This is a genomic window from Exiguobacterium sp. EF_C8 (assembly GCF_054956715.1).
Genome location: NZ_CM143264.1, coordinates 1,643,295 through 1,668,155 on the forward strand (window position 1 = coordinate 1,643,295; position 24,861 = coordinate 1,668,155).

Below are 24,861 nucleotides of genomic sequence, written 5' to 3' on the forward strand. Positions count from 1 at the left end.
TTTCTTGCTATAGTAGTAGTGGAGGTGAATACGATGGAACCTACATTCCAAATTGATTGTACGAAGTGTTTTGGTTTATGTTGTACGGCACTCGCTTTTTCGAAATCCAGTGATTTCGGTCATGATAAACCGGAAGCGACACCGTGTCGCAATCTTGACGCGGATTACAGCTGCCGCATCCATGAGCGGTTACGCAATAGCGGCTACAAAGGCTGTACCGTCTATGATTGTTTTGGTGCCGGGCAACATTTGTCACAGCGGACGTTTCAAGGCGATGATGCACCAAAGCGACGCCAAGCGATTTATGCTGCCTTCCCGAAGATGGTTCACTTGTTTGAGATGATGTGGTACGTAACGGACGGAAAACGTGATGTCACGCGTGACATGCACAATCAACTCGATGAGATGCTTGCCGCGTTGACCGGATACGCTGCCTTACCGGCGGATCAATTTGCACGGCTTGACCTGATGTCAATCCGTCAAACCGTCCGCCCCCTCCTTGAAATGATCGCTTCTCGTGTTCAAGTTCAGTATAGCGGAAGACGCGACCAGACACCACGCGACTGGGTAGGAAAACAGCTACAAGGACGAGATTTTTCAGGTGCCAGCGTTCAGAACCAGTGGTTGCTGGCGACGAACTTGTCGAATAGCCGTTTGTGCGGTGTCAACTTTCTCGGAGCTGATCTGCGAGACTGTAACGTCAAAGACGCGGATCTGACAGACGCGCTCTTTTTGACACAAGCACAAATCAATGCCGCAATCGGCAATGCAGCGACACAGTTACCGCCGCGTTTGCTCCGTCCGTCCCATTGGCGTTAAACAGAAGCGAACGATAAAGAGACACGTTTTCGGATCATCGACCGAAAACGTGTCTCTTTTTATATGCTTGTTATCTTTTGCCGAGCATAAAGCCGTCAAAATAACGCCCGCCAAACGGTGCGAGATAATCGTCGACTAACGCGATGACGGCTCGGCGGTCATTCGACTGATAATACAACTCAAAAGCCATTGTGTGTCGACTGGCATATTCTTCGTCAAACTCCGCAAGAGCACGAATTGTCCACTTCCCTTGTCCGATGTAGCGTTGATTGGCACGAAGGACGAATTCGATGCTCTGTTCATATAAACGTGATGCAATCGCTAGACCTTCTGCGCGGTTCGTCACACTCTCGAAGTCGTCGAGCAAGTCACTTAAAAAATAACGCGCGCGTTGTTGCTCCGGATTCGACCACGCAACAGGTCCATCTGCCAATTGTTGAACGGCTTCCTTGCGGACAGAGGCAAGGTGTGGATGATCCTCGATCGTCCAGCTGTCAGCAATCATGCGTTGCAGGGACGGGCGACCACGTTCCCGGTCACTCTCGAAAAAATGCGCGATCGTCTCAAAGGAATGGACGAATGCTTCGATCGGGACACCATCATAGGTAAACGATTCCCGGTATGCCTGCCGTCGACTTGCTTCAAAGATGATTAAATCGACATCTGATTGTACGGTCGCTTGTCCTCGCGTATGACTGCCGGCAAGTAAGACGGCACAATGATCCAGATAACGTGACGCGACGAGCGGCATGATCCAATCACACCACTCCATGCGTGTCCACTTAGTCTTCAACTTGTTCACCAATCCCGGAGAAGACGGCTAGTTCGTCACCCGGTACGGCAACGATCGTCGCGTCGGCTCGGTGTGGCGCGAGACCGATATCGATCGCCCACGATTCGTAATATGTATCCGATCCATTCAGGACGAGCGTTTGTCCGTTACTGAAGGTCAAGAATAAATGTGGTGCCGTCTTGCCGATCCGGACACCGGTGATCCGTTCCGCATGCAATGAAACGATCAAGTGTAGCATCTCTTCCTTTGTCGCATGGCGAACGACCCAATTCTGTGTCGTCTCGACATCGCCATAAAATAGACGGTCCGTCTCGATCCGAAGTCGCAGTTCAGGCGCTGTCGTATCGAACAAATTGATGAATTCGAGCGTGACGTAGCCTGCGACATGAACCGTCGCCAATTGTGTTCCGATGAAATAGGTCGTCAAAAGCTGACGGGCGAGTTGATGATCTTCTTTGTTCATGATGAGCACCTCATTTAAAAAGAATGAATGGTATAAGGATGAGTCCGAGAAACTTACTTCCACTCAATTTACCACAAATTAGTCGATCCGAACATGAGAAGAAAGGCATGTTTTCGGTTTTCTACGGCACGAAGGTGAGAATACGGTATACTGATGAGGAACTGACGTCGATTGTGATCGACAGAGAGGAGCTCCATCCATGCAATATTTCTATATGAGACCCTATCCGGATGATCCAGACTGTTCTACGCAACAAGCGGAAGCCGACAAGGTTGATGTGACGACACGTATCATCGAGACCCATGATTCGGCCAAACGACGGACGGAACTCGAACAGATGCTTGAGGCGCTGCAAGCGGGAGACGAAGTCATCGTCACACATCTATACGTCCTAGCAGACTCGACACGGCACTTGATTGAGATGCTCGAGCAAATGGAGACACGTGGCGCGACGCTTTGGTCACTCCGCGAACAGATTCGCACGAGCGAGCGTGCATCCTTGTCGTTCCTTGAAACGGCCAACCACCTGGTCCAGTTGCAAAGTGATGTCATCAGCATGTCAACGCGTGCCGGACTCTCAAAAGCAAAAGAGCAAGGAAAACAGACCGGTCGACCGCGCAAACCCGATGAAAATGTCCGCCGCGCGATTGCGATGTATCAAAGCAAAGAGTATTCGCTCGCTGATATCCGAGAACAGACCGGTATTAGTAAAAGTACGTTATACCGGTATCTCGAAAGCGAGACGATCGATGCAACGGATAAAGGCTGACTCCATTGTGGAATCAGCCTTTTTTGTCAGCTATTTTGCTTTAATGTGTTGCCGAGCCATTTTTGGAGGGCTTTACCGCCTTCATAGAACGAACAATCCCGTAATTCATACGTATGACCTCCTTGTTCAATCAAGTCGAGGAACGTATTCCCGACGTCCCGGTTTTCCCATTTCCGCTGATCCGTCAAATACTTGAAGCCAAAGTTACACTCGACGTTGAAGATGATGTGGAAGGGTTCCTTGAAAGATTGGACGGCGCGGATCATCTCGATCAAAATCATTCGTTTTGGTGACGACGCTTCGAACGTATCGAACAGTGTCGTCCGGCGTCCGTGAAACTCGATGACACGGATTGCGCGTCCGGTATCAGCTTTAAAGTCATAACTCGTCCGAATCGAGACGATGATTTCACGTTGGTCTGGTTGTACTGGCATGGTGTATCGCTTCCTTTCTCTCGGTCGATTATAGCATGGACCTGTTCAATTTTAATAGATGTCAACGACTCGGTCTCAAGAAGGATTGTCGTAACCCAAAATTTGTCTTATACTAAAATTACCAAATACATAAAGGAGCGTTTTCGTGAAACATCTATTTTCGATACTCCTCTCGGCGAGCCTCTTGTTCACGGGTTGCTACTGCACTCTCGACGAACGGACGGACGAGCCACACTTCAAATCACGTGCCCGCTCCATCTCCTCGTATCATACTTTCGACATCGAATACGCGAAAGGACTACGTAAGGAACAAGTCTCAAACCGTACGGTTACCGTGACGGATTCAAATGGTGAGCGGATGCAAACGGAGATTGAAGTCCTAGACGGCAAAGAAATCCGAATCAAACCACCGCGTACTGGATATAAAAAAGGACGTCGCTACATCATCCACATTCGGGATTCAATCGACGCCCGGAAAGAAGTACATACGAATACGATTCGGGAACGAACCTTCACTGTCGACCGCTGACAGCCAAGGTTCGTTTTTATTTAGAGCGAGCTGGAAAAACGGTATAACTCATCGAGATGACGCCATCGAACACAAGAACGAGTCCCCACAGTTGTAACGTCCGCAAGAGGCTTTCGGTTTGTTCGGTATTTCCGAGCCAGAGAATCATTGCTCCGAGTAAGGCACCACCAATCAAGAATGCCAGGATGTGCCGATAGAATCCGTTGCGTTCCCGTCGCGCACGCAATATGCGTTCTTTTGCTACTTGTTCCTTGAGGATCACCCGGCGATACACCCCATCCGCCCAAGCAATCATCTGCTTCCCAAATGCGAGTGATACGCCGATGTAAATCGCAGCAAGTCCGTGTGCAAGCGTAGCTGTGCTACCGCGACTTAAGTCCAACACTGTTAAGACCAGTAAGACGATATCAATCACGGGTGACATCGCCATCAATCGAAAACCAAGCTTCTCTTGTCTGAATCCATAACGCACGATCAGTCCTGCGACGATGAATACCCAAAATAGAATTTCACAACAAACGATTGCCCAAGCGACGAGTTGCATCGTGATCCTCTCCTTTTTTAATACGACTGTATCATAAAGATAACATCACTTTCGTTACTTGACTAGTCTTTTTAATACATTCGTGCTAAAAAAGCTGATATACTTAACGTATGCCAAAACAAGTCAATCACGAAGAACGAAAACGCCTCATCGCAGAAGCAACGTGGCGCACGATTTCTAATGTCGGTATCGAACAAGCTAGCGTCCGGACGATCGCCAAGGAAGCAGGTCTGTCCCTTGGTGCCTTACGGTATTACTTCACGACCCAAGAAGAATTGCTCCGTTTCTCGATGCAACTCGTCCAAGAACGGGTCCAAGAACGCATTACAACCATTTTCGAGAGGGGAGGAACACCAGAAGAGACGTTATGCAACGTCTTACTCGAAGTCTTGCCGTATGCACCTGAGCATCAGCTTGAGATGCAGGTCTGGTTCCAATTCATGATGTCTGCATATGCGTCTCAATCAACAGAGAATCCAGACGACATTTACCACATGTGTCTGGTATTACTGACACGGATTCCGGACGGTACGTTCCGAGCAGATATAGACATCGAGCTTGAGAGCGAACGTCTCGCAGCACTCGTTGATGGATTAGCCTTTCATGCGCTGTTTCGACCAGAACGTCTCCCGAAAGAACGATTACGTCATGTCCTTGTCCATCACTTGAATGCCCTATTCGTCCGCCCTTTAGCGATCGACGACAAATAACCCGAAGTTCCTTCATCTGCATGAGGGAATTTCGGGTTATTCATTGTTTCGCTTCTACGAGGATCAACGATAAGGAGCGGATTAAAAAGAACGTCAGAAATGCTGCCCAGACTCCCTGATTGTCAAAACTTGATGTCGACAGCAGCACAATCGCAAAACCGATCCCTGCTTGAATCATCGAGTTCCGGACTGGAGTTGCCTCGACACGACCAGCAAAAATTCCTTCGTAAATCATCGCCCACCCGGCAATCAGCGGTAGGATGATGATCCAGAGATAATAGTCGCGCGCCGCGTCTAGGATCGCTTCTTCTGAAGTGAACAACTGAAGCAGCGGTGTTTCAAGGAATAGGAGCACAAGTGACCAGAACACGACTGAGTAGAATCCGAACGTCCGTGCCAAACGGACACTCGTCCGGTATGCTTCCTGATCTTGATGCCCTCTCGCCCGACCGACAAGAACGGTTGACGCATGACCGAGTCCACCAAACCAATAGGAGATCAGATACTGAATCTGCAGTAGGATCGCATTGGCTGCAAGGATATCTGGTCCGAATTGTCCTCCCGCTCGTGTAAACCAGCCGGTAACGAGTAACAGGAAAATCGTTCGAATGAATAAATCTCGATTGACACGAAAGAATTGACGGTAGGCGTGCCAATCCGTCAAGGCACGCAGTTCGTCGCGCGTCATCGACAAATGACTCCGAATCAGATAGAGACTGCAGGCGACAATGCTGATTTCCGCGATGACGGTCGCAAGCGCAATTCCAGCAACACCGGTGTTCAATCCGTAGACGAATCCAATATCGAGTACGACGTTGACCCCGATACTGAATAATTGGACGAATAAAGCATGTTTGACTTGTCCCGTTCCGATTAACCAGCCAAGTAACGCATAACCCATCAAGACGAACGGTGCGCCAATCATCCGGTACGAGATGTATGTCTTGACTGCATCCAGCAAGTCAGCGGGTGGCGCAAGTAAATAGAGTCCAATCTGTTCAAGCGGCTGGCGGAATAACAAAATGAGCAAACCGATACAGGCTGCTAGGAACAGCGGTCGGTAGAGCGAAATCCGTAAGGCATGGGCGTCATTCGCGCCGCTTGCCTGAGCACTGAATCCTGTCGTACTGACTTTTAAAAAGCCGAACAACCAGTAGATTGTATTGAAGAAGACGGCACCAACAGCAATCCCACCGATCGCGCGCGGATCACCCGATTGACCGATGACGACGGTATCGGTCACACCAAGCAACGGTGTCGCAATACTTGAGAGAATGAGCGGATAGGCAAGTAACCAAAACGTTTTATGGTTCGGTTGAGTACTCACCATGTGCCCGCCTCCACGAATCGTTGCGTATAGGAACCACCAGATTCTAGTCGGTCAATCAAATCAACAGCATGACCGTCGCGTAAGACGAGTATTTCTGAACACAGACGACGGATAAAGTCGATATCGTGCGAAATTAATACAAAACTGACACCGAGTGTTTGTTGCAAGCGTTCCAATAGTTCGATGATACACGCCCGAGAAACGACATCAAGACCTGTCGTCGGTTCATCCATGACAATGACGTCGGGTTCAATCGAGATCGCGCGGGCAAGCGCGGCACGTTGAATTTGCCCCCCACTTAATTGATGAGGAAGTCGAGCGAATAGCCGTGACTCTACCCCGACAGCAAGAGCTAATGCTTCAATGAGATCCTCTTCTGACGTCGCTGGAAAATACCTTAAGATTGGGCGATGACAACGAAACGGTTCAAGAATTGATTCGCGAACCGTCCATTCTGGATTAAAAGAAGCGAGCGGATGTTGAAAGACAGCCTGAATAGCTCGTCGTTCGTTTTGTTGCCCACTCGGAAATATCTTTCCATGTAAGAAAATCGAACCATGAGAGGGCTCGAGTAGACCAAGGATCAATCGTCCGAGTGTCGTCTTCCCACTCCCACTTTCACCAATGATGCCAAATGACGACTTTGCCATCACTTGAAACGAGATATTCGAGAGGATGGGTTGCTCCTTCATTTGATAAGTAAGGCTTGTTACGGATAAGACAGATGGCATGATTTCTTCCTTTCTTCCATTGATATACGATGCGCTTGCATCAAGGCAAGCGTGAACGGGTGACGACTTCGTTTCATCATCTGCGGAGTTCCCGTCTCGACGATTTGCCCTTCCTGCATCAAGACGAGCTGGTCGCCATAATGTAAAGCAGGTCCTAATTCATGGGTGACGAACAAGATCGTTGCACCGTACTGGTGTTGGTATTCGGTCAACCAGTCGAGTAAACGACGTGTCAAGACGGGATCAAGTGCTGTTGTTAACTCATCCGCCAAGATCAACCGCGGTTTTAAGGCGACGGCAAATAGGATTGCGAATCGTTGCAATTGCCCACCACTTAACTCGGATGGAAACCGGTCCAACCAAGCAGGGTCCAACTCGAGCGTTTGCAAAACATGATCGATGTGAGGTTGATCGATCTTTCGTTTATGCGCACGATACGTATCCCGTAACATCTGACGCATTGTTAAAAACGGAAGAAACGCATCTGTGTATTGTTGTGGTATGTAACCGATATCAAGTCCTCGTCGAAGTGGTTCATCTGAAAGGACCTCACCTCTAGAGGACATCCCGTCCGGCAATCGATCTAGTAGTCGTTTAAGCAGGAGTGTTTTTCCACTTCCGCTCGCTCCTACGAGACAAATGAATTGATGAGCCGGCAGCGATAGGTTTATATCATGCAGAAGGACGTGTTTCGCCCGAACGTGTAAGCGCCGAATCTGAATCATCTGATTGTCCTCCTTTCTTCTTCATCCGCCGGGTCCACCCCATCGTCGCAACGACGATGAGGACGATACACGCACCTGGTAAAAGCATGAGTCGAGGAGCCGAACTGAAATAAGGACGCCCTTCGTTTAACATTGCTCCCCATTCTGGAAATGGTGCCTGGACACCAAGACCGATATAAGAGAACGCTGACAAGAACAAGATGACTTTCCCGACATCCAAACTCATCAAAACGACGACTTGACGGATGATCGGTGGAAGGATGTGGCTTCGTAAAATCATCTCGTCAGTTAGACCATTGATTCGTGCCATGCTGATATATGGTTTTTGAATCGTCTCGGTCACGAGCGTCTCACTTAATCGCGCATAAGAGATCCATTTGATGAGTAAAATCGCAAAGATTAAGCCTTGTGGACTTGCACCGAATAATCCAGCGATGACGAGTGCTAGAACGGTATCCGGAAAAATGACGAGACCATCTGCTAATCGGTGTATCAAACGATTGAGACGTCCACCATAAAATCCAGCAATACAACCAAGGAAAGTACCGATGATTGCAGTGAGTAAAACAGTAAGTAGGCTGAAACCTAAGGATATCAAACCAGCTAAAAAAAGACGAGCTGCGAAATCTCGTCCTAAACCGTCTGTTCCAAGCCAATGTTCAATAGAAGAGGGTTCAAGTCTCTTCGTTACTTTAACTGTAAAAGGATTATTAAATAAGGTATATGAAATAAAAAGTAGTAGACATCCCCCAAAAAACATCATTCTTTTTTTCATCGATCTGTGCCCCTTTTCCAATCTGGTCGTAATACCCGGTTCAGCGATCGGATTCCTTGATGCAATACGAGAATGACGCCTGTCGTCAGAAAGATGTATCCTTGGATTAGCGGATAATCACGTTGTAAGATCGCATCGACCATCAACTTCCCGACACCCGGATACGTGAACAGCACTTCAAGGACGACGACGCCTCCGGCAAGACTACCAAGCGTCAGACCGAATACGGACAGAACCGGTGGCAGACTTCCACGTAACGCATAACGCCAAAGAATCGTCCGCTCCGCTACACCGCGAATCCGTGCCAATTCAATATACGGTTGGTCCAGTTCACGCCGTAAATTCAGTCGAATCAACGGGATATAGACGCTCGCAAGCGGAAAACCAAGTGAGAGTGCTGGGAGAACGAGCGACGTCATTCCCTCTCGTCCCATCACGGGAAGCCAGCCGAGGCGGACGGCAAACAGGTCAACGAGTAACAGACCAATCCAAAAACCAGGTATCGCTGCACCCGCGATACTAACGGCGTTTGCAAGTCGAATGACGTAGTGACGCGTTGTCATTGCACTCCCGATTCCAAGTGGTAACGCAATCAGTAACGCAATCGCAATTCCTCCTAACGCCAGTTCTGCCGTCACGAGATAACTCTCGCGCAGCATCTCGATGACCGGTCGTCCGGTTTGCAATGAATCTCCAAGCTGTAAGGTGAGGATGTCTTGCAACCAATGAACGTATTGCATGAGTAGTGGCTGGTCGTACCCTAATTCACGGCGTGCGACCTCGATTTGTTCGGGTGTCGCTGATAATTCATCGATATTTAATAACGTCAAAACCGGATCTCCCGGTAATAAACGCAATAAACTAAAACAACTGAACGTCATAATGAGCGTAAAAAGACTCAGCGATAGCAATCGCTTGACAATCGGATGCATTACTCGTTCACCCGAAGCGTACTCGTGATCATATAGTACTCACTTTTTTCTGTCTTCCACCCTTTGACACGTTTGCTGTCATAGGCGACAAGCGTCGAAGGATGGAGCAAGAAGCTGTTGTAACGCTTTTGATCGACATATCGTGCAATCTGCTCAGCAAGACGTGAACGCTCATCGACCTCAAGCGTTCGATTCAACGTCTCGACTTGTTTCGTCAAGACTGGATCTGTAACACGACTGAAGTTCAATCCTCCGTTTGGATGATAGGTCGCATTCAAGTAATACCCGGCATCACCGCGAGGAGCTGTCAGATTGCTGTATGTCGCCATGTCCCAGTCCCGGTTACTCGCCATATATTCTTCCGGGACATCAATTTGCTTGATCTTAATCGTCACACCGATCTTTTTCGCGTCGTCCTGGATGACTTGGGCAATCATTGGTAAGTCAGGTCTAGCGGCATACGTCAATAACATTAACGTTAAGGGACGACCATCTTTTTGCATCAATCCATCTCGTTTTATGTAGCCTGCTTGCTTTAGCCATTCTTCAGGTGTCTTCTGCTCTTGCTTCGGATACTCTGGAGCGAACGGGAATGATGATAGGAACGGACCGCGTGCTTTAACAGCATACCCTTGCAGAACATGGTCGACGAGCTGTTGTCGATTAATCAAAGCGTCCATTGCTCGTCGGACTTCAAGCGATTGCATCGGTCCATTCGCGACATTCATCGTCAACTGATGGACACGAAACGTATCTGTCGCTTGAACCGTCAACCCCTCCGCTTTCAGTTGTTTGACACTCTCGATCTCTGGACGATAGACAATATCCGCTTGCCCGGCACGTAAAGCATTCGTCCGTGCTCCGGCGTCTTCGTTGAAGACGAAATCAATCGAAGCGAGTTTCGCTTGTTCTTGCCAGTACGACGAAAAGCGCTTTAATTCGACTTTTGTTCCGGGAGCGAATCGCTCGACTTGAAACGGTCCTGTACCGATCGGTTGTTGTGTCACACCGTCTGCATCCGTATCGATGATTGCCGTGTTCGGATTAACGAGTTCCGAGATGAACTCCGGATAGGTCGTCTTCGTTTGAATGAGCAAATCCGGTCCGTCTGTTTTGATGGTCTTGATGTTCAAGGCATTTTTGACACCCGGATTTTCCTGAATCGAGCGCTCAAGTGACGATTTGACCCCAGCGGCATCAAGTTGTTTTCCATTATGGAATGTCACGTCGTCTTGTAAGACGATCCGCCATGTTCGTTTTCCTTCGTAGGACCATTTCTTCGCGAGCCACGGCTCGACCGTCAATCGTTCGTCATCCAGACGAACGAGCGTCTCCGTTACTCCCGCGCGGAGCGGAACATAACTACTGTCCCGATGTGGATCGAGTGATTGTGTCGCGAAGTTATAAACGAACGTCAAATGCGCTTGATCTGACTTTTTTTCAGAAGAAACACAACCGGCAAGTGTCAAACTCAGTAAGACACTCCCGATGAGGCATGTTGTTTTATATGTAGACATTGCTCTCCACCTTTAAATCGGAATAATTACGTTTTAAATCATATCGTAATGATTCCGATTTAACAAGCATCTTTTTTATTTCTCTATATTGTTTAAACAACATAAAAAAATATACCGGAATGTACAAGTCGTTTGCTTGAACGTTCCGGTATAATGGATTCATTTATAAAACGTCGACGAATTGTTTTGCCTGGTGCTCCAGTTGTTTAGCAGAATCAGCCAACTGATCGAACTCACTCACCGTATGTTCAAGCTGATCGGTACTGTCCTTTACCTTGCTTGAAATCCGTTCGATACTGTGCGAGACCTCCTTGATCCGCTCAACGATCCCTTCGATATTCTCCTTGATTTCTCCGATCGAATGCGAGACTTTATTCGACAGGTTTCGAACTTCGGTCGCGACGACATCGAATCCGCGTCCATGTTCTCCAGCACGTGCTGCCTCAATTGCCGCATTCAAGGCGAGTAGATTCGTCTGCGCCGCAATTTCACGGATCGTCTTGACGATGTCAGTGATCGAGTTTGCATCTTTACGCAAGGCGACAAGACTCGATAAGTTCTCGACGGATTCCGACTCGATTTGTTGGACAGTCGCAAGAACGTTCAAACCGTCTTGTCGACCACTTTCCGATTTGACCGTCAAGAAGGCTGATGTCTCGTTGAGTTCGGCCGCCATTCGTAAAACGTCCTGCTGGCGAATCGTGATGTCCGATGCAATTTTCGAGACCCCGACGACCCGGCGTCCGTCATCCGAGTAAATCGGCATATATGTCGCTTCGAGCCACTTCTGTTGTCCGTCAGCAGCCCGGCGTTCAATCTTATCCTGATACGTGATGCCTTGCATCAATTTTCGCCAAAACAGCTCGTAATCTGGACTATTAACGAAAGCCGGAAAACAGAGATCACGATGGTATTTACCGATTAACTCTTCCACTTCGTACCCCATCGTCCGGGCAAACAACTCATTTACGTATGCGACTTTGCGTCGATCATCAAAACGAATGATGGCTAGATTTTGTTCGATTGCCCGGATGACTTGTGTGTCGGTGACCTGTGTTACTTGCTCATGTATCGACATGCCGATTCCTCCCTGGATTCAAACTGAGGTCATGATTTACCTATTGTCATATTATCCCTTATATCGACAAGTTCCTGCTATTTTAAATTAAAATCTAGTAAATAAAGTATTCATTTTAATACGCACTCCATCCCCCATCTGCGACGACGATTGCCCCGTTGATGAAACTCGCCTCGTCGGACACGAGAAACAATGCCAAATTTGCGATTTCATTCGGCTGACCGGCTCGTGGATTGAGACCCATGCCAAGCATCGCGCGCCCCATCCCGAATTCATTCAGATTCGACATCGATTGTCCGATGTTCGTCTCGACAGCTCCAGGTGCGATTCCGTTACAGCGAATACCATCTCCGGCATAAAAGAAGGCGGTATTCTTCGTCAGACCGATGACGGCATGTTTGGAAGCCGTATAGGCTGCTCCTGCTCGGGCACCGTTTAGACCGCCAATCGAGATGTTATTCAGAATGACACCACCTTTTACTTCCTTGAAATGTTTGACCGCTTCGCGCATCAGACGCATCGTTCCTGTCGTATTGACTGTAAGGACATGATCCCAACGTTCATCTGAGATGTCTGCCACGCCCTCCATCCCGTCCATGATCCCGGCATTATTGACGAGAACGTCCAGTTTACCGAAAGCGTCGATTGCTTGTTTGATGAGTTGTCCTGCTGCCTTTTGTTGTGCGATATCACTCGCAACAGCCATCGCTTCTCCGCCCGCTTCCTTGATGTCAGAGACGACCCGTTCAACGGTTTCCAACCGAATGTCCGCTGCGACGATTCGTGCGCCTTCTTGTGCAAACAATTTTGCCATGGCTTCACCCATTCCTGAGCCGGCTCCGGTGACGATGATCGTTTTTCCTGTTAGTCGCATCGTGAATCATCCTTTCATCTATCGTGATACTAATCTATTCCCGTTCTCATCATCAAATGTATCAAACGTCATGTCGATTCCATGAAAAAAAGACCCGGCGAGTTTGTCGGGTCTTTCGACTTGCTTATTGCAGTTCGCGGCTTTTTTCTTCTTGTTCGTTGTTCGATTTATTTTTAGCTTCGAACTCGGCACGTGTCATGACATCCTCGACATGCATATTGACTTCAACGACTTCAAGGCCAGTCATGTCACTGATTGATTTTTTGATTTTAGCGACTGTCTCTTGGAAAATTGACGGAATATTTTTGCCGTATTCGACAATGACTTTCAAATCGAGTGCAACTTGACGTTCTCCCACTTCGGCACCAATTCCTTTTGTGATGTCTTCCGTGCTCCGGAGACGATCCGTCAGTCCACTCATGAATCCACCACTCATTGACAAAATGCCTGTCACTTCGTTCGACGCGATCCCAGCAATTTTTTTGATGACTTGATCTTCGAATGTCAATTTATTCTCGCGTACCACTTCGTTTTCAGTTGTTGGGTTTACTTCGTTTGCCATTTGAAATCTCTCCTTTTAAATGTTTAGTAAGTTATATATGAATCAGTCCCGTTGAAAGAACTGAATCCACCCTTCAATGTCGAGTGCACCATCGCGCCATTTTCCAATTAAAAATCCAATTGCTGCGAAGGCAACGATAAGGATTGTCGGACCAAAGCCAATCGTCAGGAATAAGATGGCGAGGATTAGACCGGCAAGTCCCCCGATCAGTCGGAACCGATACGGATAGAGTGCTTCTCTTGTCTTCATGTTCCCTCTCCTCCTTTAGACGACACGTTCCGATGTTTTCGTTTTCGTGTCACTGATCGTGACTTTCGTACTCGTTACTGGCAACTCAAGTAAGGATTCGACAGCTTGTTTAGCTCGTTCTTGAATTTCCTTCGCAATCGTCGGTAACCCATCTTGTCCAAAGACCGAGCAGTCGACTTTTAAAGCGACCGTTTCTTTTTTCGAATGGATATCGGCATGGACACGCGGTGTCCGTACACCACCGATCCCACGAATCGACTCTAAAGCCGTCCGTTCGATCGTCTCCTTCGAAATCGTAATCGTTCCGTCACCCGTTTGAATCAACAGTCGTTGACCTTTCGAGCGGCTAAATAATCCTGTGAATAATAGAATAACGAATACGAATGCTAAAAATCCTCCAATGGATAGAACGGTATAGCTATACCATTGCTGATCCTGCCACTGCTCGATTAACGAACTAAGCCGTGGAACATCATACACACCGAGCACAAGCAGCCCGACACTGATTAGTCCGAGTATGCCTATGATGACGAGTAAGAATCGATTGAACCCATTCATCTGCACCTCTCCTTTACGATTATTGACTTCTTTCACCTAGGTGATTCAACACATGAAATATTATGTGTATGGTGTGTTTATTCCCGTTCATTAGAACCCGAAACATTCAAATACACTTTCGTTCAAATGTTCATATATTCTGATTATTCAGACTAAATTAATCAAAACTAGTGCCTTATTTACTATATTTCACGCAAAAGACCTCTTTCCACTTAAAAAGAGGTCAGCATTCGAATCATTTACCATTAAAAATATATCCTGTCAATATGTTTTTGTCCCGTTATTCACTTCACATCAATTGGAAAGGCAAAATCGCCATTACCTTCTTTCCAATCGGCTTTAATCTGATAGACATACTTTCCGGGAGTCGAAGGAACGGTAATCCGCTCAATCTTCTTATATGTTTTCATCTTTTTATGATCTTTGACCGACCATAAGACAATCGCGACGGACTTCGGAGCTGGTCCGTCTTCAAAACGAATCGTCAATCGATCTTCAGGATTTGCTCGCGTACTCGAATCACCTTTTACTAAATCGACGGCTTCGGCCTTTGCATCAGCTGTTTCTCCGCGAAACATGCCTGACCAACTATAGGTACCTCTATATACCTTTACTTCACGGTTTTCGATTGTCACGGTAGGTTCTGGTGGGTGATGTCGAAATGGATCACGTGAAAAAAACCATCCGACTGCAATCGCAATCACAATCAATCCAATAAATAGAAAACGTTTCATAGACAAACCTCCTACTTGATGTTTTTAAATCAACAAAAGCGGCAATATCTCTCAAGGAGTACGTTATTCAGAAGGAGGAGTTCAGATGATTCAAGATAAAGTCGTCATCATTACAGGGGCATCAAGCGGTATCGGGGAAGCAACCGCGAAAGAGCTTGCGAAACAAGGAGCAAAACTCGTTCTTGCTGCACGTCGGGAAGATCGTTTGCAAGAGCTTGTCAAAGCGGTTGAAGCTGAAGGTGGTCAAGCCGTTTATCAAGTGACGGATGTTACCGATCGTGAGCAAGTTGATGCACTCGCAAAACTTGCGAAAGACAAGTTTGGTTCTGTTGATGTCATCGTCAACAACGCTGGATTAATGCCACTATCGCACCTCCATAAGAATCAGCAGGACGAATGGAACACGATGGTCGACGTCAACATTAAAGGCGTACTCCATGGAATCGGAGCAGTCCTGCCGTATATGCGCGAACAAAAAAGCGGACATGTCATCAACATCTCTTCTGTCGCCGGTCATGAAGTCATGCCGTCGAGCGCCGTCTACAGCGGTACGAAATTCGCGGTGCGCGCCATCACGGAAGGTCTTCGTAAGGAAGAATCGGTCGACAATCACATCCGTGCAACAATCATCTCACCGGGAGCGGTCGATACGGAATTGAAGGACCATATCTCGGATGAAGAGATCAAACAAGGAATTGGTGACTTGAAAGCCATTGATGCGAGCGCAATTGCGCGTGCCATCGCATATGCTGTCAACGAACCAGAAGATGTCGCGGTCAACGAGATCTTAATTCGTCCGACAGCGCAACGTTAATTGAATGTAGATGTGTAAACAGGACCCCTCATTAGCAAAACAGCTATTGAGGGGTCCTGTTATGTTCAGAGAAGTCGCTCCGCGATGAGCTGGTACGACTGCAATCGCTTTTCTTGATCAAAGGCATTGTTGATCAGTAAAAACTGATCTGTTTGATAACGCGTTGCTAATGCCTCAAGCTCCTGTGCAACAACGTCCGGTGTACCGACAATCGCTCGCCGTCGATCTTTACAGATCCGTTCCGCTTGAATGTCATTCCAGATTTTTGCTTCAGTCGAGGCAAACGACGGAACGATAGAATTCCCGAGTCGAACGCCTTGAATCCAGGCATCTTGAGTTCGAGCGAGACGTTCTGCTTCTTCTTGCGTCGGGGCACAGATGACGAAAACGCAGACGATGACGTCTGTTCCTCCTGCCTCACGATAAGTGGAAAGTGTCTCTTCCCAACGATCCGGATTGATGAAGTGACCAAAAACGAGACCACGGTCTTGTTCTGCAGCAATTTGCGCACTACGTGGCGACAGACCAAGGATTGAGATCGGAGACGCTTGTCGATCACGCGGTGTCGTCTTGACGATCCGGTATGGGTGTCGATTCGATAGACTATCTGTCAAGAAGCCAGCCGTTTCCTGAACGAGTCGATTAAACTCAGCTGCCCGATTTTTTTCACCATCTGTCAAAGCAAGTCGTGTCCGCTCACTTCCACCTGGAGAATTGCCGATCCCAAGTTCGATCCGTCCCGGATAAAAGGCGTCGAGTGTTGCAAAACTCTCGGCCACTTTTAGCGGATGATATTGCGGTAACAACACTCCACCTGAACCAAGTTTGATTTTTGAAGTCTGCGCACCCATTCGGGCAATGAACAACTCCGGTGATGCACTGAGCAAACCGTTCGTATTATGGTGTTCTGCGAACCAGTACCGTTCGTAACCGAGTCGCTCGGCTTCTAAGATGAGTCGTTCCGTCGCTTCCATCGTCGCTTCGACCGTATCGCCCTCATGCAATGGTACTTGATCCAGTATTCCTAGTCGCATCACGCATTCCTCCTCTACCCTCTTAAGTGTAAAGGGTGGAGGAACGGAGTTCAAAAACGAGGCTCAGACACGGACGAGACGATCTTCGATAATAACGCCGTCTCGCATCTCGATCGTTCGATTCGCCCGTTCCGCAAGTGCCGGGTCGTGGGTGACAAACAAGACGCCACACCCTTTCTCTTCGTTTAATGACCGTAAAAGATTGAAGATGATTTCTCCCGTATCTGTATCGAGGTTCCCTGTTGGCTCATCGGCAAGCAACCATTTCGGTTCATGAACGAGTGCTCGGGCAACGGCGACCCGTTGTTGTTGTCCACCGGAAAGTTGCGACGGCAAACTGCCTGCTTTATCGGCGAGACCGACTTGCGCGAGTAACTGCTCGGCGCGTTCTTTTTTATCATACGGTACTTTCCGACCGAACAGTGGCGCCATGACATTTTCAAGCGCCGTCAACGTCGGAATCAAGTGAAACTGCTGGAAGATGAAGCCGATGTTTTCGAAGCGAAAGTCGGATAATTCTTTACTGTTCAATTTGTTGATTGGTTTCCCGTCATAATGCAACTCCCCGCTCGTCGGTCGATCGAGCGTGCCGATTAGACTGAGTAACGTTGATTTTCCAGATCCCGAAGGTCCGATGATCGAAATGAAGTCGCCCGCCTTAAGTGTCACGTCGATGTCTTGTAACGCATGTGTCTCGACACCGTCTCCTGAAAATGATTTTCCCATCTGTTTGCATTGAAATGTTCCTTCCATATGTACCCCTCCATTATTCTTGATAACGTACTATTCAAGAATAGATTGGTAATTCCTTCTAAATGAAAGGAAATAAAAAACAGTACTCTTATGGAACAAGAATACTGTCAGGAAACTCTTGGTTGAATAGAAACGAAATTTTTACGATAGACGATCTCATACGGTAAGACGAACAATATACATGCAAGAGTCGTGAACTGAATCATGCTACCGATTGGTGGTAGTGGAGACAGCGATGCTTCGTGCCACACTTCATATAGACCAATGAACAAAAACAGAACGACGCTACTCGTCGTCACGTAGATAAGCAACCGAAGGGTCAATGGATAATGTCGGACAATCCATAACATCGGTAATCCAAAGATAAAATAGGATAACGTCATCGCAAACGTCCCGAACTGATAGACGATCTCAAAGTCAATCGTTGTCAGGAACGAATACGCCGTGAACGCTAAGAACGAAAGAATCGTCACAACAGCCGCATAACTGATCCAGCGCATACGGTTGGCTCCTCTCCTGAATGTTATTCCTGTACACGCGATCGTGACAGAAACCTAATATGTACAATTAGTGTAGGTAGTTCGATTTCATTTGTCAATTATCTTCAGATTGACTTATTCAGTCTATGTACGATTGTAATGAGAGCGAATTCATAGAATAATGAAAAAAGAGAATAAGAAAGTGAGGTTTTATCGATGGATGAACAATTAACGGTGTTTCGTGATCGCTTTGAAGCTACACCTGATTACCACGATGGTCTTTCGTTTATTGAGGTCGAGTCACGTCTGACACCTTCAAAACGAGCAGCACTCGCTTGGATGGAACAAACAGGAGGAGAACCGAATGTCGTAAACCTTGATGGACGATTCGTCATCATCGATACGGTCAAAGAGAGTCCAGCTGGTCGACGAAGCGTTTGTTTTGACGAAGTCGCTCGACTCGGTCGAAAGAAAAATGCGCCCGAAGCTAGCGTCGAGTCAATGATTGAAGCACTCGATCTCGACCTGTTGACACCAGAACAATATCAAAAACTTCAGACACAGTTTTCGCTTGACGAAAAGACCTCCAGTTGGCTCGCAACACCAGACGTGATTCGTCAAAAAGGTGGCGCTTTGTTTGGAGATCGTCGTTATGAGACGACATTCATCTATCACAACGGAGTGGATTCCTATTATGCGAGCCGCGGATTCCGTGTTTTACTTGAATTGGAATAAACCAAAAAACCGCTTCGTAGTCTAAACGAAGCGGTTTTTTACAATAATAGGGAATAATACCTAATCGTGATATGATGGACGTTGATTACAGGAGGTGGACGTCATATTTGTATTGGGATTGATTATAGGTAGTCTTTTAATGTTGCTCAGTTTCCGGTTATTCCACCAGCAACAACCGGATACAATTGCGTTATGTAAAGATATCTTCTATGTGTTTGAAGTCCATCCGGAATATCGATTCCGATATATTAGTCCGTCCCTCGATGACCATATCGGCAAGGGAGTGGCAGCAGCCAGCTATATGGATCCGGATCAGTGTTTTGCAAGGATTCATCCGGAAGACATCGAAGTCTTGATGTCGAAGATTTCGGGCGACTGTGACTACGATCAACCGTTCCGGCAACGCTGGCGGACAAATGACGGGACGTACGTCTGGTTCGAAGAATATGCGACACCGATTCGCGAAAATGGACAGATTGTTGCCATCCAAGGGGTGATCCGTAACATTGACGAGCAGTTGAAATCACAACAGGCATTGCTCGATCAATACCGTATCGATGCCTTGACACGGCTTGGGAATCGCCATGCCTTTAACGAGGCTGTCCGCGATCTCGATCAAGAGAAGGCGACGTATGGATTGATTCTGCTTGACTTGAATGAACTAAAGGAGCTTAACGACCGGTTCGGTCACGCGGTCGGTGACGCCTTGCTTGAACAAACAGGACTTTGCATCCGCCGCTTAACAGATCATGGTTACCGGATCGGTGGTGATGAATTCGTCTTGATCGACGATAGTCCGTCGATTGACACGTTTGAGGCATTCGTCGAACACGTCCGCTCGACGTTCGCGACGCACGAGATTGGACTCGCGATCGGTGCCGTTCATTCGACAACAGGACGCCGGATCGACGACGTCCTGCATGAGGCAGATGCACGGATGTATCAAGAGAAGATGAAAAAACGCTTAAGTCGTCAGCATGGATTGATGCGCTTGAAGCAGTAAGGCGTTGAAGCGTTCTGGTTGATCGAGATTTGCCGTATGCCCTGCTTCCTCGACCGGTAAGACGATGACGTTCGGCACGTGTTCCGCAACGAACGCGGTTGCGTCGACTTCGTACGTTTCATTCGTTCCGTTTAGGATGACGACCGGCAAGGTGATCGACTGCAACATCGTTTCCGTCAGTGCCGGGAAACGGAACGTCATCAAATCGAGGACTGCCCGTGCTGTCGTTTTCCAGGCAGGACCATGCAACTGTTCAAATTGGTCGGCAATTTCCGGTGCTTGCTGATCGATGTTAAGGAAAAACTCTCGTTGTTCGCGCATCAGCGGTTCCATCGCTTTAGGAATGAATGGTGAAAAACCCGTGATACATACCCCTTTGAGTTCGTCCGGTGGGTCGAGTGCCAGTTGCATCGCAAGCGTCGCGCCGAGCGACAACCCGAGAATCCATCCTGGACCTTCCTGTGCCATCCGTTCGAGGATGGCACGTGTTGCTTGTTGTAAGTAATCCTCCGTTGCCGGTTCCGTCGTCATTCCGTGACCAGGTAGATCGATCGGAATGAATGTAAAATCATCCGCTAGAGCGGATAGTTGTGGCGCAAAGTGTGTCGCTGCCGTTCCCATTAACCCATGCAGTACGTACATGCGTGTCATACGGTAAACTCCTTCGGTTGATGTAGTGTCAAAATCGCGCTTGCGACGACGTCCGGACGATCGCGATGCATCAGGTGTGATGTACCCGGAACGAACGTCACGTTCGCCTGATAGGATAGATTCGCCTGTCGCCGTATTAATTCCTGCCATTTATTTTCCATTCGTTCGAGTTCATCTTCCGGAAAACCGGCTGCTATCATCGTCTGGATTGAGTTCGTTTTATCCCGACCGAGAACGGTCATCGGGAACCCAAGATCGCGCATGAGTGGCTGAAGCGCCTTCGCATCACTCTTCCACTTTGAAATGATGGCATGCATCGCCTGATAGTACGCTGGGTTCCAATCCGTACGGTCGTCACCATCCGGGAAACGGTCACGTAAATCAGTTGCTGTCGCTAATTCCGCGAATCGTTCGATCCAGACGGCGTCGTCCCCTTCCTTATCGAGCGTCGGTGTATCGAGCTGATCAAGTTCTTCTAAGTCAACGGATGTCGCCTCGACGAGGACGAGACCGGCGACACGTTCCGGATAATGTAAAGCGAAAGCTTGTGCGACGAGACCACCGTAGGAATGTCCGACGAGTGTGACCGGGATCGTGATATTCGTTGCGCTGAGAAACTGGTCGATTTGGCGTAAGATGCCGGTCGTTCCGTCCATATAATCGTCTGACCATTCGTGCGGATGAAAGCTGACGACGCGATATTCCGGTGTTAGTTTCGTCAGAATGTCCGCCCAGTCCTGATACGTTCCACCGAGTGATGGTAATACTAACAACGGTCGACCTGTCGAACCGTCATCGTAGTACGTCACTTGTTTTCCCTGATGTTGCATAATTCGTTCCATTATAATCACTCCTTTATACTTTGAAAGATGGTGTTTACCTTGATTCGTGCTTTATTGTTTGATTTAGACGAGACGTTACATGACCGGTCCGGTTCTCTTCCCTATTTCCTTCGGGATCAGCATCAACGTTTTCGTGAAGTTGCGCATGTTCCGATCGACGACTACATCACGACGTTCTTATTGCTTGATCAAGAAGGACGCGTCTGGAAGGACGTCGTCTATACGGAAATGATTCGTCGCTTCGAATTGTCGCTTTCTGTTGAAGTACTGCTACACGACTACGTGACGCGTTATCCGATCTTCGCACGGAGCTTTCCGGGAGTCGACACCTTTTTTGCGCAATTACCGCCTGAGCTACCCATAGGCTTACTGTCGAACGGTCGGACGACGTTCCAACGTGTCGTCTGTGACGCAATCGGACTGTCTCCCTCCTTTACGCAGATCGGGATCTCGGAACAAGAAGGCGTCCGTAAACCGGATCCGGCATTTTTCTTGCGCTTAACGGACCGTTTAGGTGTTCGCCCGGACGAAGTCCTTTATGTCGGCGACCATTACGACCACGACATCTTACCGGCGCGCGCCCTCGGCATGCAGGCGATTTGGAAGCGCACAGGCGATGTTCCGTTGACCGACACGCAATTTTCGGACTGGCGCCAGTTACCTGCTCCACTCCAAGATCTGATACGAAAGGAGAACCAGCCATGACGGAACAGATTCGCCGTTTCCAACCTGACGATTTTGAGCAGATTCATCGATTGAACGCATTAGAAGGGTGGCAGGATCTCCTGGCAACCCGTCAATCTGCTTCCTTTTATGAACAACAAGGATTTCGTGCTTTCCATGGTTTCCGTAAATCACGATGAAGCGAGTGATTTCGAATAACTCGTGCTCGTTACGCTGTAGCCCATTGCTTGATAAAAGTGATGGGCTGCTTCGCGTTCCGGTCGATTGCCACTGTTCAGCAAGACAGCAGTCGCTCCTCTTTCGTGTGCCCAGTCTTCCGCTGCTTGGATCAAGCGGCGACCGATTCCCCGCCGACGATGTTTCGCACTGACGACGAACGCGACGATTCGGACATAGGTCGTATCATGCTCGAACGCTTGCGCCTGAAATAGACCGACGCAGCCGAGAAGCATATCGTCGTCTTCTAGCACAAGCAATTCATAATCCGGATGACGAGTGATCCGCGAAAATCGTTCGCGTAAAACGTCCTCGCTTGCCGGATAACCAAGGTGCGTCATCAATCCGACCAATTGCGGTAGATCGTCTTCTTTCCAAGACCGGATGGTCATATTTCTCTCCCCCCTTATCGTGTGGGCGACAGAATCATCACCCGTTCTCGACCCTCTACCTCACCGACGACCAGTACGTGCTCAGATACCGGATCGTCTTTGATTTGATAGACGGTAAACGCATCAAGGTTCGACGCAAAATCAGATGTGTCCTGTTCCAGTTGCGTATCGGTCAAGACATCATCCGTGACGCCGAGTCGCTTCCCTTTCAGCTGTTGCCAGTCTGTATCCGTAATTTTTTTGGCTACCGTGTATAACTGTTCATCATAATACATGCCGACCACCATCGATTGCGACGATTGCTCGGGAACGGTCTCATGCAAGGAACTAAAGCCGATGATCGTCAGACCTGCTGCGAGGCAAACAGCTTGTACCGAGCGCCGGCGCCGTTTCGCTTTGCGGATACCCTGAATTGTTCGTTGCCTGACGGATGACGGTACGTCGATCAAGAATTTTGGCTCGTGATTCATAGACTCATCCCCTTCTGTCGTCGTACTTTCTCGAGTGCGCGGTACAACGTACTTTTGATCGTACTCAGTGGCACATTGAAGGTTTGCGCAATCTCTTGCAATGGCAAATCTTCTTCATACCGGAAGTAGACGATCGAGCGCTCGGTCGGCTCAAGGACATCCAGTAAATCGTCCAAGTACAAGCGATCGACGAGACGCTCTTCAAACGACGTCGTTTGACTCGGTTCGATCGCGAGCGGCTGAAACGACGCTCGATGTTGCTGGAAAGCGCAATTCATCGTGATGCGCGTCAACCATGTCTTAAAATACGAAGCATCCCGTAAACTCTATCGCCCACGCCATGCCCGGTACGCGACCTCTTGGACGTTCTCAAGCGCTGCCGTCTCCTCTTTCAGATAAATTAAGGAAATACGGTACACATAGTCTTCTTCTGCGAATAAAGCTGCTTCAAAAGCAGCATCGGATAATGCTGCACCTGACTTTCGAAACACATCGGCATCCTCCTTTTTTGCAATCACTCCCTTATTAGATACGCAACACATTTAAAAAGTTTCATTTTTTTCAAATTTTTCTTATAATTCCCTTTTCTTGAGTGAATGAATTCGATAGGATGGGACACAGAAAGATAAAAAAGGAGGATGTACGACGAATGAAACTCTATATCGCTTCTCGCTTTGACCACATTTTGACCGTCCGCTGGCTCCGGGATGAACTCCGCTTGCGTGGTCACGATTTAACATACGACTGGACGAAGAACGACCGGGCAGAAGATTCTGAAGCATTAAGAAAAATTGGTCTTGCGGAATTCGAAGCTGTCAAGCAAGCGGACGCCTTCGTCCTCGTGTTACCAGCAGGAAAAAGTAGTCACGTCGAACTCGGGATTGCGCTCGCAACGAATCGCCCGATTTACTTATGTATGCCGAATGCGACCTACTTCACCGGACCATTGGCCAGTACGTTTTATCATATCGGACGGACGACTCCTTGCTTCGGAACGAAAGAAGACTGGCTCGCGCAGATTCTCGCCGATCGCTTACCGGAAGAACAACTGACGTCATGAGGACCGTCCTGTTGACGATTGGACCGACCCATGCCGGGAAAACGACGTTCGCACGACAGCTTGCTCAACGTCTACCAGCAAGCCTTGTCATCGATCAAGATCTTCAAGCACGTTTTTTGCTCGAACATTATCCAGACCTCGTTCCAACAGAAGGACCGAATCAGATCAAACATGACTTGACGGGATGGTTGATCGAAAAGGCGATTACTTCCTCCTTTGAGACAATCATTTTATGTAATGCCAACACTACAAGGACCGGTCGGAAACAGCTGTTAAATCAATTTCCCCTTTCGTCGTTCCGCTCGATCCTCGTCTGGTTCGATTTACCCGAAGCCATCCTTTCAAACCGACTGACTCACTCCAAACGCGATGGACGAGAAATTCGTGGCGAATCGTCGTACTACGACATCTATCAGCAACAACGAATCGAGCCGCCAGTTACAGGTGAAGCGGACAAAATCGTTCGTCTTCGTTCGCCGGAAGACGTTGAAGCATTCCTCGATCATGTCACGGATTCGTCGCATGACTTTCTTTTCGATGAAGTGTCGACTGATTGAATAACATTACAATCGCAAGTAAAGCATGAACATGAGATTCGACCT

36 protein-coding genes are annotated in these 24,861 nt (G+C 48.2%); 11 read left to right on the top strand and 25 right to left on the bottom strand.

What is annotated here, in order from left to right; genetic code table 11:
- Positions 1-33 precede the first annotated feature (33 nt).
- Positions 34-819 (top strand): pentapeptide repeat-containing protein, encoded by a 786-nt coding sequence (locus ACY2IG_RS08760; RefSeq protein WP_035407883.1) that lies wholly within the window; start codon positions 34-36, stop codon positions 817-819.
- Positions 820-889: 70 nt separating this feature from the next.
- On the opposite strand, the gene ACY2IG_RS08765 is transcribed toward ACY2IG_RS08760, so the two are convergent.
- Together ACY2IG_RS08765 and ACY2IG_RS08770 are read right to left on the bottom strand one after the other, a co-directional pair.
- Positions 890-1,612, bottom strand: a complete 723-nt coding sequence (locus ACY2IG_RS08765; RefSeq protein ID WP_462617738.1) for a nucleotidyltransferase domain-containing protein — start codon at positions 1,610-1,612, stop codon at positions 890-892.
- A complete protein-coding gene (locus ACY2IG_RS08770; protein ID WP_035407879.1) occupies positions 1,602-2,075 on the bottom strand; it encodes a hypothetical protein in 474 nt (157 codons plus the stop codon). Before ACY2IG_RS08770 ends, ACY2IG_RS08765 begins: the two co-directional genes overlap by 11 nt.
- 199 nt (positions 2,076-2,274) lie before the next feature.
- Between ACY2IG_RS08770 and ACY2IG_RS08775 the strand changes: the two genes are divergently transcribed.
- A complete protein-coding gene (locus ACY2IG_RS08775; RefSeq protein WP_462617739.1) occupies positions 2,275-2,844 on the top strand; it encodes a recombinase family protein in 570 nt (189 codons plus the stop codon).
- A gap of 26 nt (positions 2,845-2,870) precedes the next feature.
- Here the strand turns inward: ACY2IG_RS08775 and ACY2IG_RS08780 are convergent, their stop codons facing one another.
- Positions 2,871-3,278: a hypothetical protein gene (locus ACY2IG_RS08780; protein ID WP_035407875.1), complete on the bottom strand. Its 408-nt coding sequence runs from the start codon at positions 3,276-3,278 to the stop codon at positions 2,871-2,873.
- 145 nt (positions 3,279-3,423) lie between these two features.
- On the opposite strand from ACY2IG_RS08780, the gene ACY2IG_RS08785 reads away from it, so the two are divergent.
- Entirely contained in the window at positions 3,424-3,807 is a 384-nt protein-coding gene (locus ACY2IG_RS08785; RefSeq protein ID WP_290758543.1) for a hypothetical protein, read from the top strand.
- Positions 3,808-3,823: 16 nt separating this feature from the next.
- On the opposite strand, the gene ACY2IG_RS08790 is transcribed toward ACY2IG_RS08785, so the two are convergent.
- The gene (locus tag ACY2IG_RS08790) at positions 3,824-4,351 is read right to left on the bottom strand and encodes a hypothetical protein (protein ID WP_462617740.1); all 528 of its coding nucleotides are present in this window, start codon (positions 4,349-4,351) and stop codon (positions 3,824-3,826) included.
- 110 nt (positions 4,352-4,461) lie between these two features.
- Here ACY2IG_RS08790 and ACY2IG_RS08795 point away from each other — a divergent pair, with 110 nt between their 5' ends.
- Entirely contained in the window at positions 4,462-5,061 is a 600-nt protein-coding gene (locus tag ACY2IG_RS08795) for a TetR/AcrR family transcriptional regulator (protein WP_308101565.1), read from the top strand.
- Between the two features lie 40 nt (positions 5,062-5,101).
- Here ACY2IG_RS08795 and ACY2IG_RS08800 read toward each other — a convergent pair whose 3' ends face one another.
- From ACY2IG_RS08800 to ACY2IG_RS08855, 12 genes are all read right to left on the bottom strand, one after another.
- Positions 5,102-6,391, bottom strand: a complete 1,290-nt coding sequence (locus tag ACY2IG_RS08800) for an MATE family efflux transporter (RefSeq protein ID WP_329468335.1) — start codon at positions 6,389-6,391, stop codon at positions 5,102-5,104.
- A complete protein-coding gene (locus tag ACY2IG_RS08805) occupies positions 6,385-7,122 on the bottom strand; it encodes an ABC transporter ATP-binding protein (RefSeq protein ID WP_462617741.1) in 738 nt (245 codons plus the stop codon). The genes ACY2IG_RS08800 and ACY2IG_RS08805 overlap by 7 nt, the downstream gene beginning before the upstream one ends.
- Positions 7,101-7,847, bottom strand: coding sequence for an ATP-binding cassette domain-containing protein (locus tag ACY2IG_RS08810; protein ID WP_462617742.1), 747 nt, complete (start codon positions 7,845-7,847; stop codon positions 7,101-7,103). Before ACY2IG_RS08810 ends, ACY2IG_RS08805 begins: the two co-directional genes overlap by 22 nt.
- Positions 7,795-8,445: an ABC transporter permease gene (locus ACY2IG_RS08815; protein ID WP_462617743.1), complete on the bottom strand. Its 651-nt coding sequence runs from the start codon at positions 8,443-8,445 to the stop codon at positions 7,795-7,797. Before ACY2IG_RS08815 ends, ACY2IG_RS08810 begins: the two co-directional genes overlap by 53 nt.
- A gap of 173 nt (positions 8,446-8,618) precedes the next feature.
- On the bottom strand, positions 8,619-9,554 hold the full coding sequence (locus ACY2IG_RS08820; protein ID WP_462617744.1) for an ABC transporter permease: 936 nt from the start codon (positions 9,552-9,554) through the stop codon (positions 8,619-8,621).
- A complete protein-coding gene (nikA, locus tag ACY2IG_RS08825) occupies positions 9,554-11,071 on the bottom strand; it encodes a nickel ABC transporter substrate-binding protein (protein ID WP_462617745.1) in 1,518 nt (505 codons plus the stop codon). The genes ACY2IG_RS08820 and nikA overlap by 1 nt, the downstream gene beginning before the upstream one ends.
- 163 nt (positions 11,072-11,234) lie before the next feature.
- Positions 11,235-12,149 carry a methyl-accepting chemotaxis protein gene (locus tag ACY2IG_RS08830; protein ID WP_462617746.1) on the bottom strand — a complete coding sequence of 305 codons (915 nt, stop codon included), beginning with the start codon at positions 12,147-12,149 and terminating at the stop codon, positions 11,235-11,237.
- A 115-nt stretch (positions 12,150-12,264) separates the two neighbouring features.
- Complete coding sequence (locus ACY2IG_RS08835; protein ID WP_308101574.1) at positions 12,265-13,023, bottom strand: glucose 1-dehydrogenase; 759 nt, start codon at positions 13,021-13,023, stop codon at positions 12,265-12,267.
- A 124-nt stretch (positions 13,024-13,147) separates the two neighbouring features.
- The gene (locus tag ACY2IG_RS08840) at positions 13,148-13,585 is read right to left on the bottom strand and encodes an Asp23/Gls24 family envelope stress response protein (protein WP_035407860.1); all 438 of its coding nucleotides are present in this window, start codon (positions 13,583-13,585) and stop codon (positions 13,148-13,150) included.
- Positions 13,586-13,627: 42 nt separating this feature from the next.
- Entirely contained in the window at positions 13,628-13,834 is a 207-nt protein-coding gene (locus tag ACY2IG_RS08845; protein WP_035407857.1) for a DUF2273 domain-containing protein, read from the bottom strand.
- Between the two features lie 15 nt (positions 13,835-13,849).
- Complete coding sequence (gene amaP, locus ACY2IG_RS08850; protein WP_035407854.1) at positions 13,850-14,392, bottom strand: alkaline shock response membrane anchor protein AmaP; 543 nt, start codon at positions 14,390-14,392, stop codon at positions 13,850-13,852.
- A 284-nt stretch (positions 14,393-14,676) separates the two neighbouring features.
- Positions 14,677-15,126 carry a hypothetical protein gene (locus tag ACY2IG_RS08855; protein ID WP_462617747.1) on the bottom strand — a complete coding sequence of 150 codons (450 nt, stop codon included), beginning with the start codon at positions 15,124-15,126 and terminating at the stop codon, positions 14,677-14,679.
- Between the two features lie 85 nt (positions 15,127-15,211).
- Here ACY2IG_RS08855 and ACY2IG_RS08860 point away from each other — a divergent pair, with 85 nt between their 5' ends.
- Positions 15,212-15,940 (top strand): SDR family oxidoreductase, encoded by a 729-nt coding sequence (locus ACY2IG_RS08860; RefSeq protein WP_035407846.1) that lies wholly within the window; start codon positions 15,212-15,214, stop codon positions 15,938-15,940.
- Positions 15,941-16,005: 65 nt separating this feature from the next.
- Here ACY2IG_RS08860 and ACY2IG_RS08865 read toward each other — a convergent pair whose 3' ends face one another.
- The 3 genes from ACY2IG_RS08865 to ACY2IG_RS08875 all read right to left on the bottom strand — a co-directional run bounded on the left by ACY2IG_RS08865 (position 16,006) and on the right by ACY2IG_RS08875 (position 18,227).
- Positions 16,006-16,974 carry an LLM class flavin-dependent oxidoreductase gene (locus ACY2IG_RS08865; RefSeq protein WP_462617748.1) on the bottom strand — a complete coding sequence of 323 codons (969 nt, stop codon included), beginning with the start codon at positions 16,972-16,974 and terminating at the stop codon, positions 16,006-16,008.
- Between the two features lie 63 nt (positions 16,975-17,037).
- The gene (locus ACY2IG_RS08870; RefSeq protein ID WP_462617749.1) at positions 17,038-17,727 is read right to left on the bottom strand and encodes an ABC transporter ATP-binding protein; all 690 of its coding nucleotides are present in this window, start codon (positions 17,725-17,727) and stop codon (positions 17,038-17,040) included.
- A 107-nt stretch (positions 17,728-17,834) separates the two neighbouring features.
- On the bottom strand, positions 17,835-18,227 hold the full coding sequence (locus ACY2IG_RS08875) for a hypothetical protein (RefSeq protein ID WP_290750545.1): 393 nt from the start codon (positions 18,225-18,227) through the stop codon (positions 17,835-17,837).
- 195 nt (positions 18,228-18,422) lie between these two features.
- Here ACY2IG_RS08875 and ACY2IG_RS08880 point away from each other — a divergent pair, with 195 nt between their 5' ends.
- Together ACY2IG_RS08880 and ACY2IG_RS08885 are read left to right on the top strand one after the other, a co-directional pair.
- Positions 18,423-18,941 carry a DUF4256 domain-containing protein gene (locus ACY2IG_RS08880; RefSeq protein WP_462617750.1) on the top strand — a complete coding sequence of 173 codons (519 nt, stop codon included), beginning with the start codon at positions 18,423-18,425 and terminating at the stop codon, positions 18,939-18,941.
- 139 nt (positions 18,942-19,080) lie between these two features.
- Entirely contained in the window at positions 19,081-19,944 is an 864-nt protein-coding gene (locus ACY2IG_RS08885; RefSeq protein WP_462617751.1) for a sensor domain-containing diguanylate cyclase, read from the top strand.
- On the opposite strand, the gene ACY2IG_RS08890 is transcribed toward ACY2IG_RS08885, so the two are convergent.
- Positions 19,906-20,595, bottom strand: a complete 690-nt coding sequence (locus tag ACY2IG_RS08890; protein ID WP_462617752.1) for an alpha/beta fold hydrolase — start codon at positions 20,593-20,595, stop codon at positions 19,906-19,908. The two genes, ACY2IG_RS08885 and ACY2IG_RS08890, sit on opposite strands and share 39 nt — an antisense overlap.
- On the bottom strand, positions 20,592-21,437 hold the full coding sequence (locus tag ACY2IG_RS08895; RefSeq protein WP_462617753.1) for an alpha/beta fold hydrolase: 846 nt from the start codon (positions 21,435-21,437) through the stop codon (positions 20,592-20,594). The genes ACY2IG_RS08890 and ACY2IG_RS08895 overlap by 4 nt, the downstream gene beginning before the upstream one ends.
- 39 nt (positions 21,438-21,476) lie before the next feature.
- Here ACY2IG_RS08895 and ACY2IG_RS08900 point away from each other — a divergent pair, with 39 nt between their 5' ends.
- Both ACY2IG_RS08900 and ACY2IG_RS08905 read left to right on the top strand, forming a co-directional pair.
- Positions 21,477-22,142: an HAD family hydrolase gene (locus ACY2IG_RS08900; RefSeq protein WP_462617754.1), complete on the top strand. Its 666-nt coding sequence runs from the start codon at positions 21,477-21,479 to the stop codon at positions 22,140-22,142.
- Complete coding sequence (locus ACY2IG_RS08905) at positions 22,139-22,300, top strand: hypothetical protein (protein WP_313491489.1); 162 nt, start codon at positions 22,139-22,141, stop codon at positions 22,298-22,300. Before ACY2IG_RS08900 ends, ACY2IG_RS08905 begins: the two co-directional genes overlap by 4 nt.
- On the opposite strand, the gene ACY2IG_RS08910 is transcribed toward ACY2IG_RS08905, so the two are convergent.
- From ACY2IG_RS08910 to ACY2IG_RS08925, 4 genes are read right to left on the bottom strand one after another with little or no spacing between them, the layout of a single operon-like run.
- Complete coding sequence (locus ACY2IG_RS08910; protein WP_462617755.1) at positions 22,292-22,729, bottom strand: GNAT family N-acetyltransferase; 438 nt, start codon at positions 22,727-22,729, stop codon at positions 22,292-22,294. The genes ACY2IG_RS08905 and ACY2IG_RS08910 overlap by 9 nt on opposite strands.
- A gap of 14 nt (positions 22,730-22,743) precedes the next feature.
- A complete protein-coding gene (locus tag ACY2IG_RS08915) occupies positions 22,744-23,199 on the bottom strand; it encodes a hypothetical protein (protein ID WP_462617756.1) in 456 nt (151 codons plus the stop codon).
- Positions 23,196-23,477 (bottom strand): sigma-70 family RNA polymerase sigma factor, encoded by a 282-nt coding sequence (locus tag ACY2IG_RS08920; RefSeq protein ID WP_462617757.1) that lies wholly within the window; start codon positions 23,475-23,477, stop codon positions 23,196-23,198. Before ACY2IG_RS08920 ends, ACY2IG_RS08915 begins: the two co-directional genes overlap by 4 nt.
- Positions 23,478-23,525: 48 nt before the next feature.
- Positions 23,526-23,690: a hypothetical protein gene (locus tag ACY2IG_RS08925; RefSeq protein WP_462617758.1), complete on the bottom strand. Its 165-nt coding sequence runs from the start codon at positions 23,688-23,690 to the stop codon at positions 23,526-23,528.
- A gap of 158 nt (positions 23,691-23,848) precedes the next feature.
- On the opposite strand from ACY2IG_RS08925, the gene ACY2IG_RS08930 reads away from it, so the two are divergent.
- Together ACY2IG_RS08930 and ACY2IG_RS08935 are read left to right on the top strand one after the other, a co-directional pair.
- A complete protein-coding gene (locus ACY2IG_RS08930) occupies positions 23,849-24,259 on the top strand; it encodes a hypothetical protein (protein WP_056061557.1) in 411 nt (136 codons plus the stop codon).
- Positions 24,256-24,816 carry an ATP-binding protein gene (locus tag ACY2IG_RS08935; protein WP_462617759.1) on the top strand — a complete coding sequence of 187 codons (561 nt, stop codon included), beginning with the start codon at positions 24,256-24,258 and terminating at the stop codon, positions 24,814-24,816. The genes ACY2IG_RS08930 and ACY2IG_RS08935 overlap by 4 nt, the downstream gene beginning before the upstream one ends.
- Positions 24,817-24,861 lie beyond the last annotated feature (45 nt).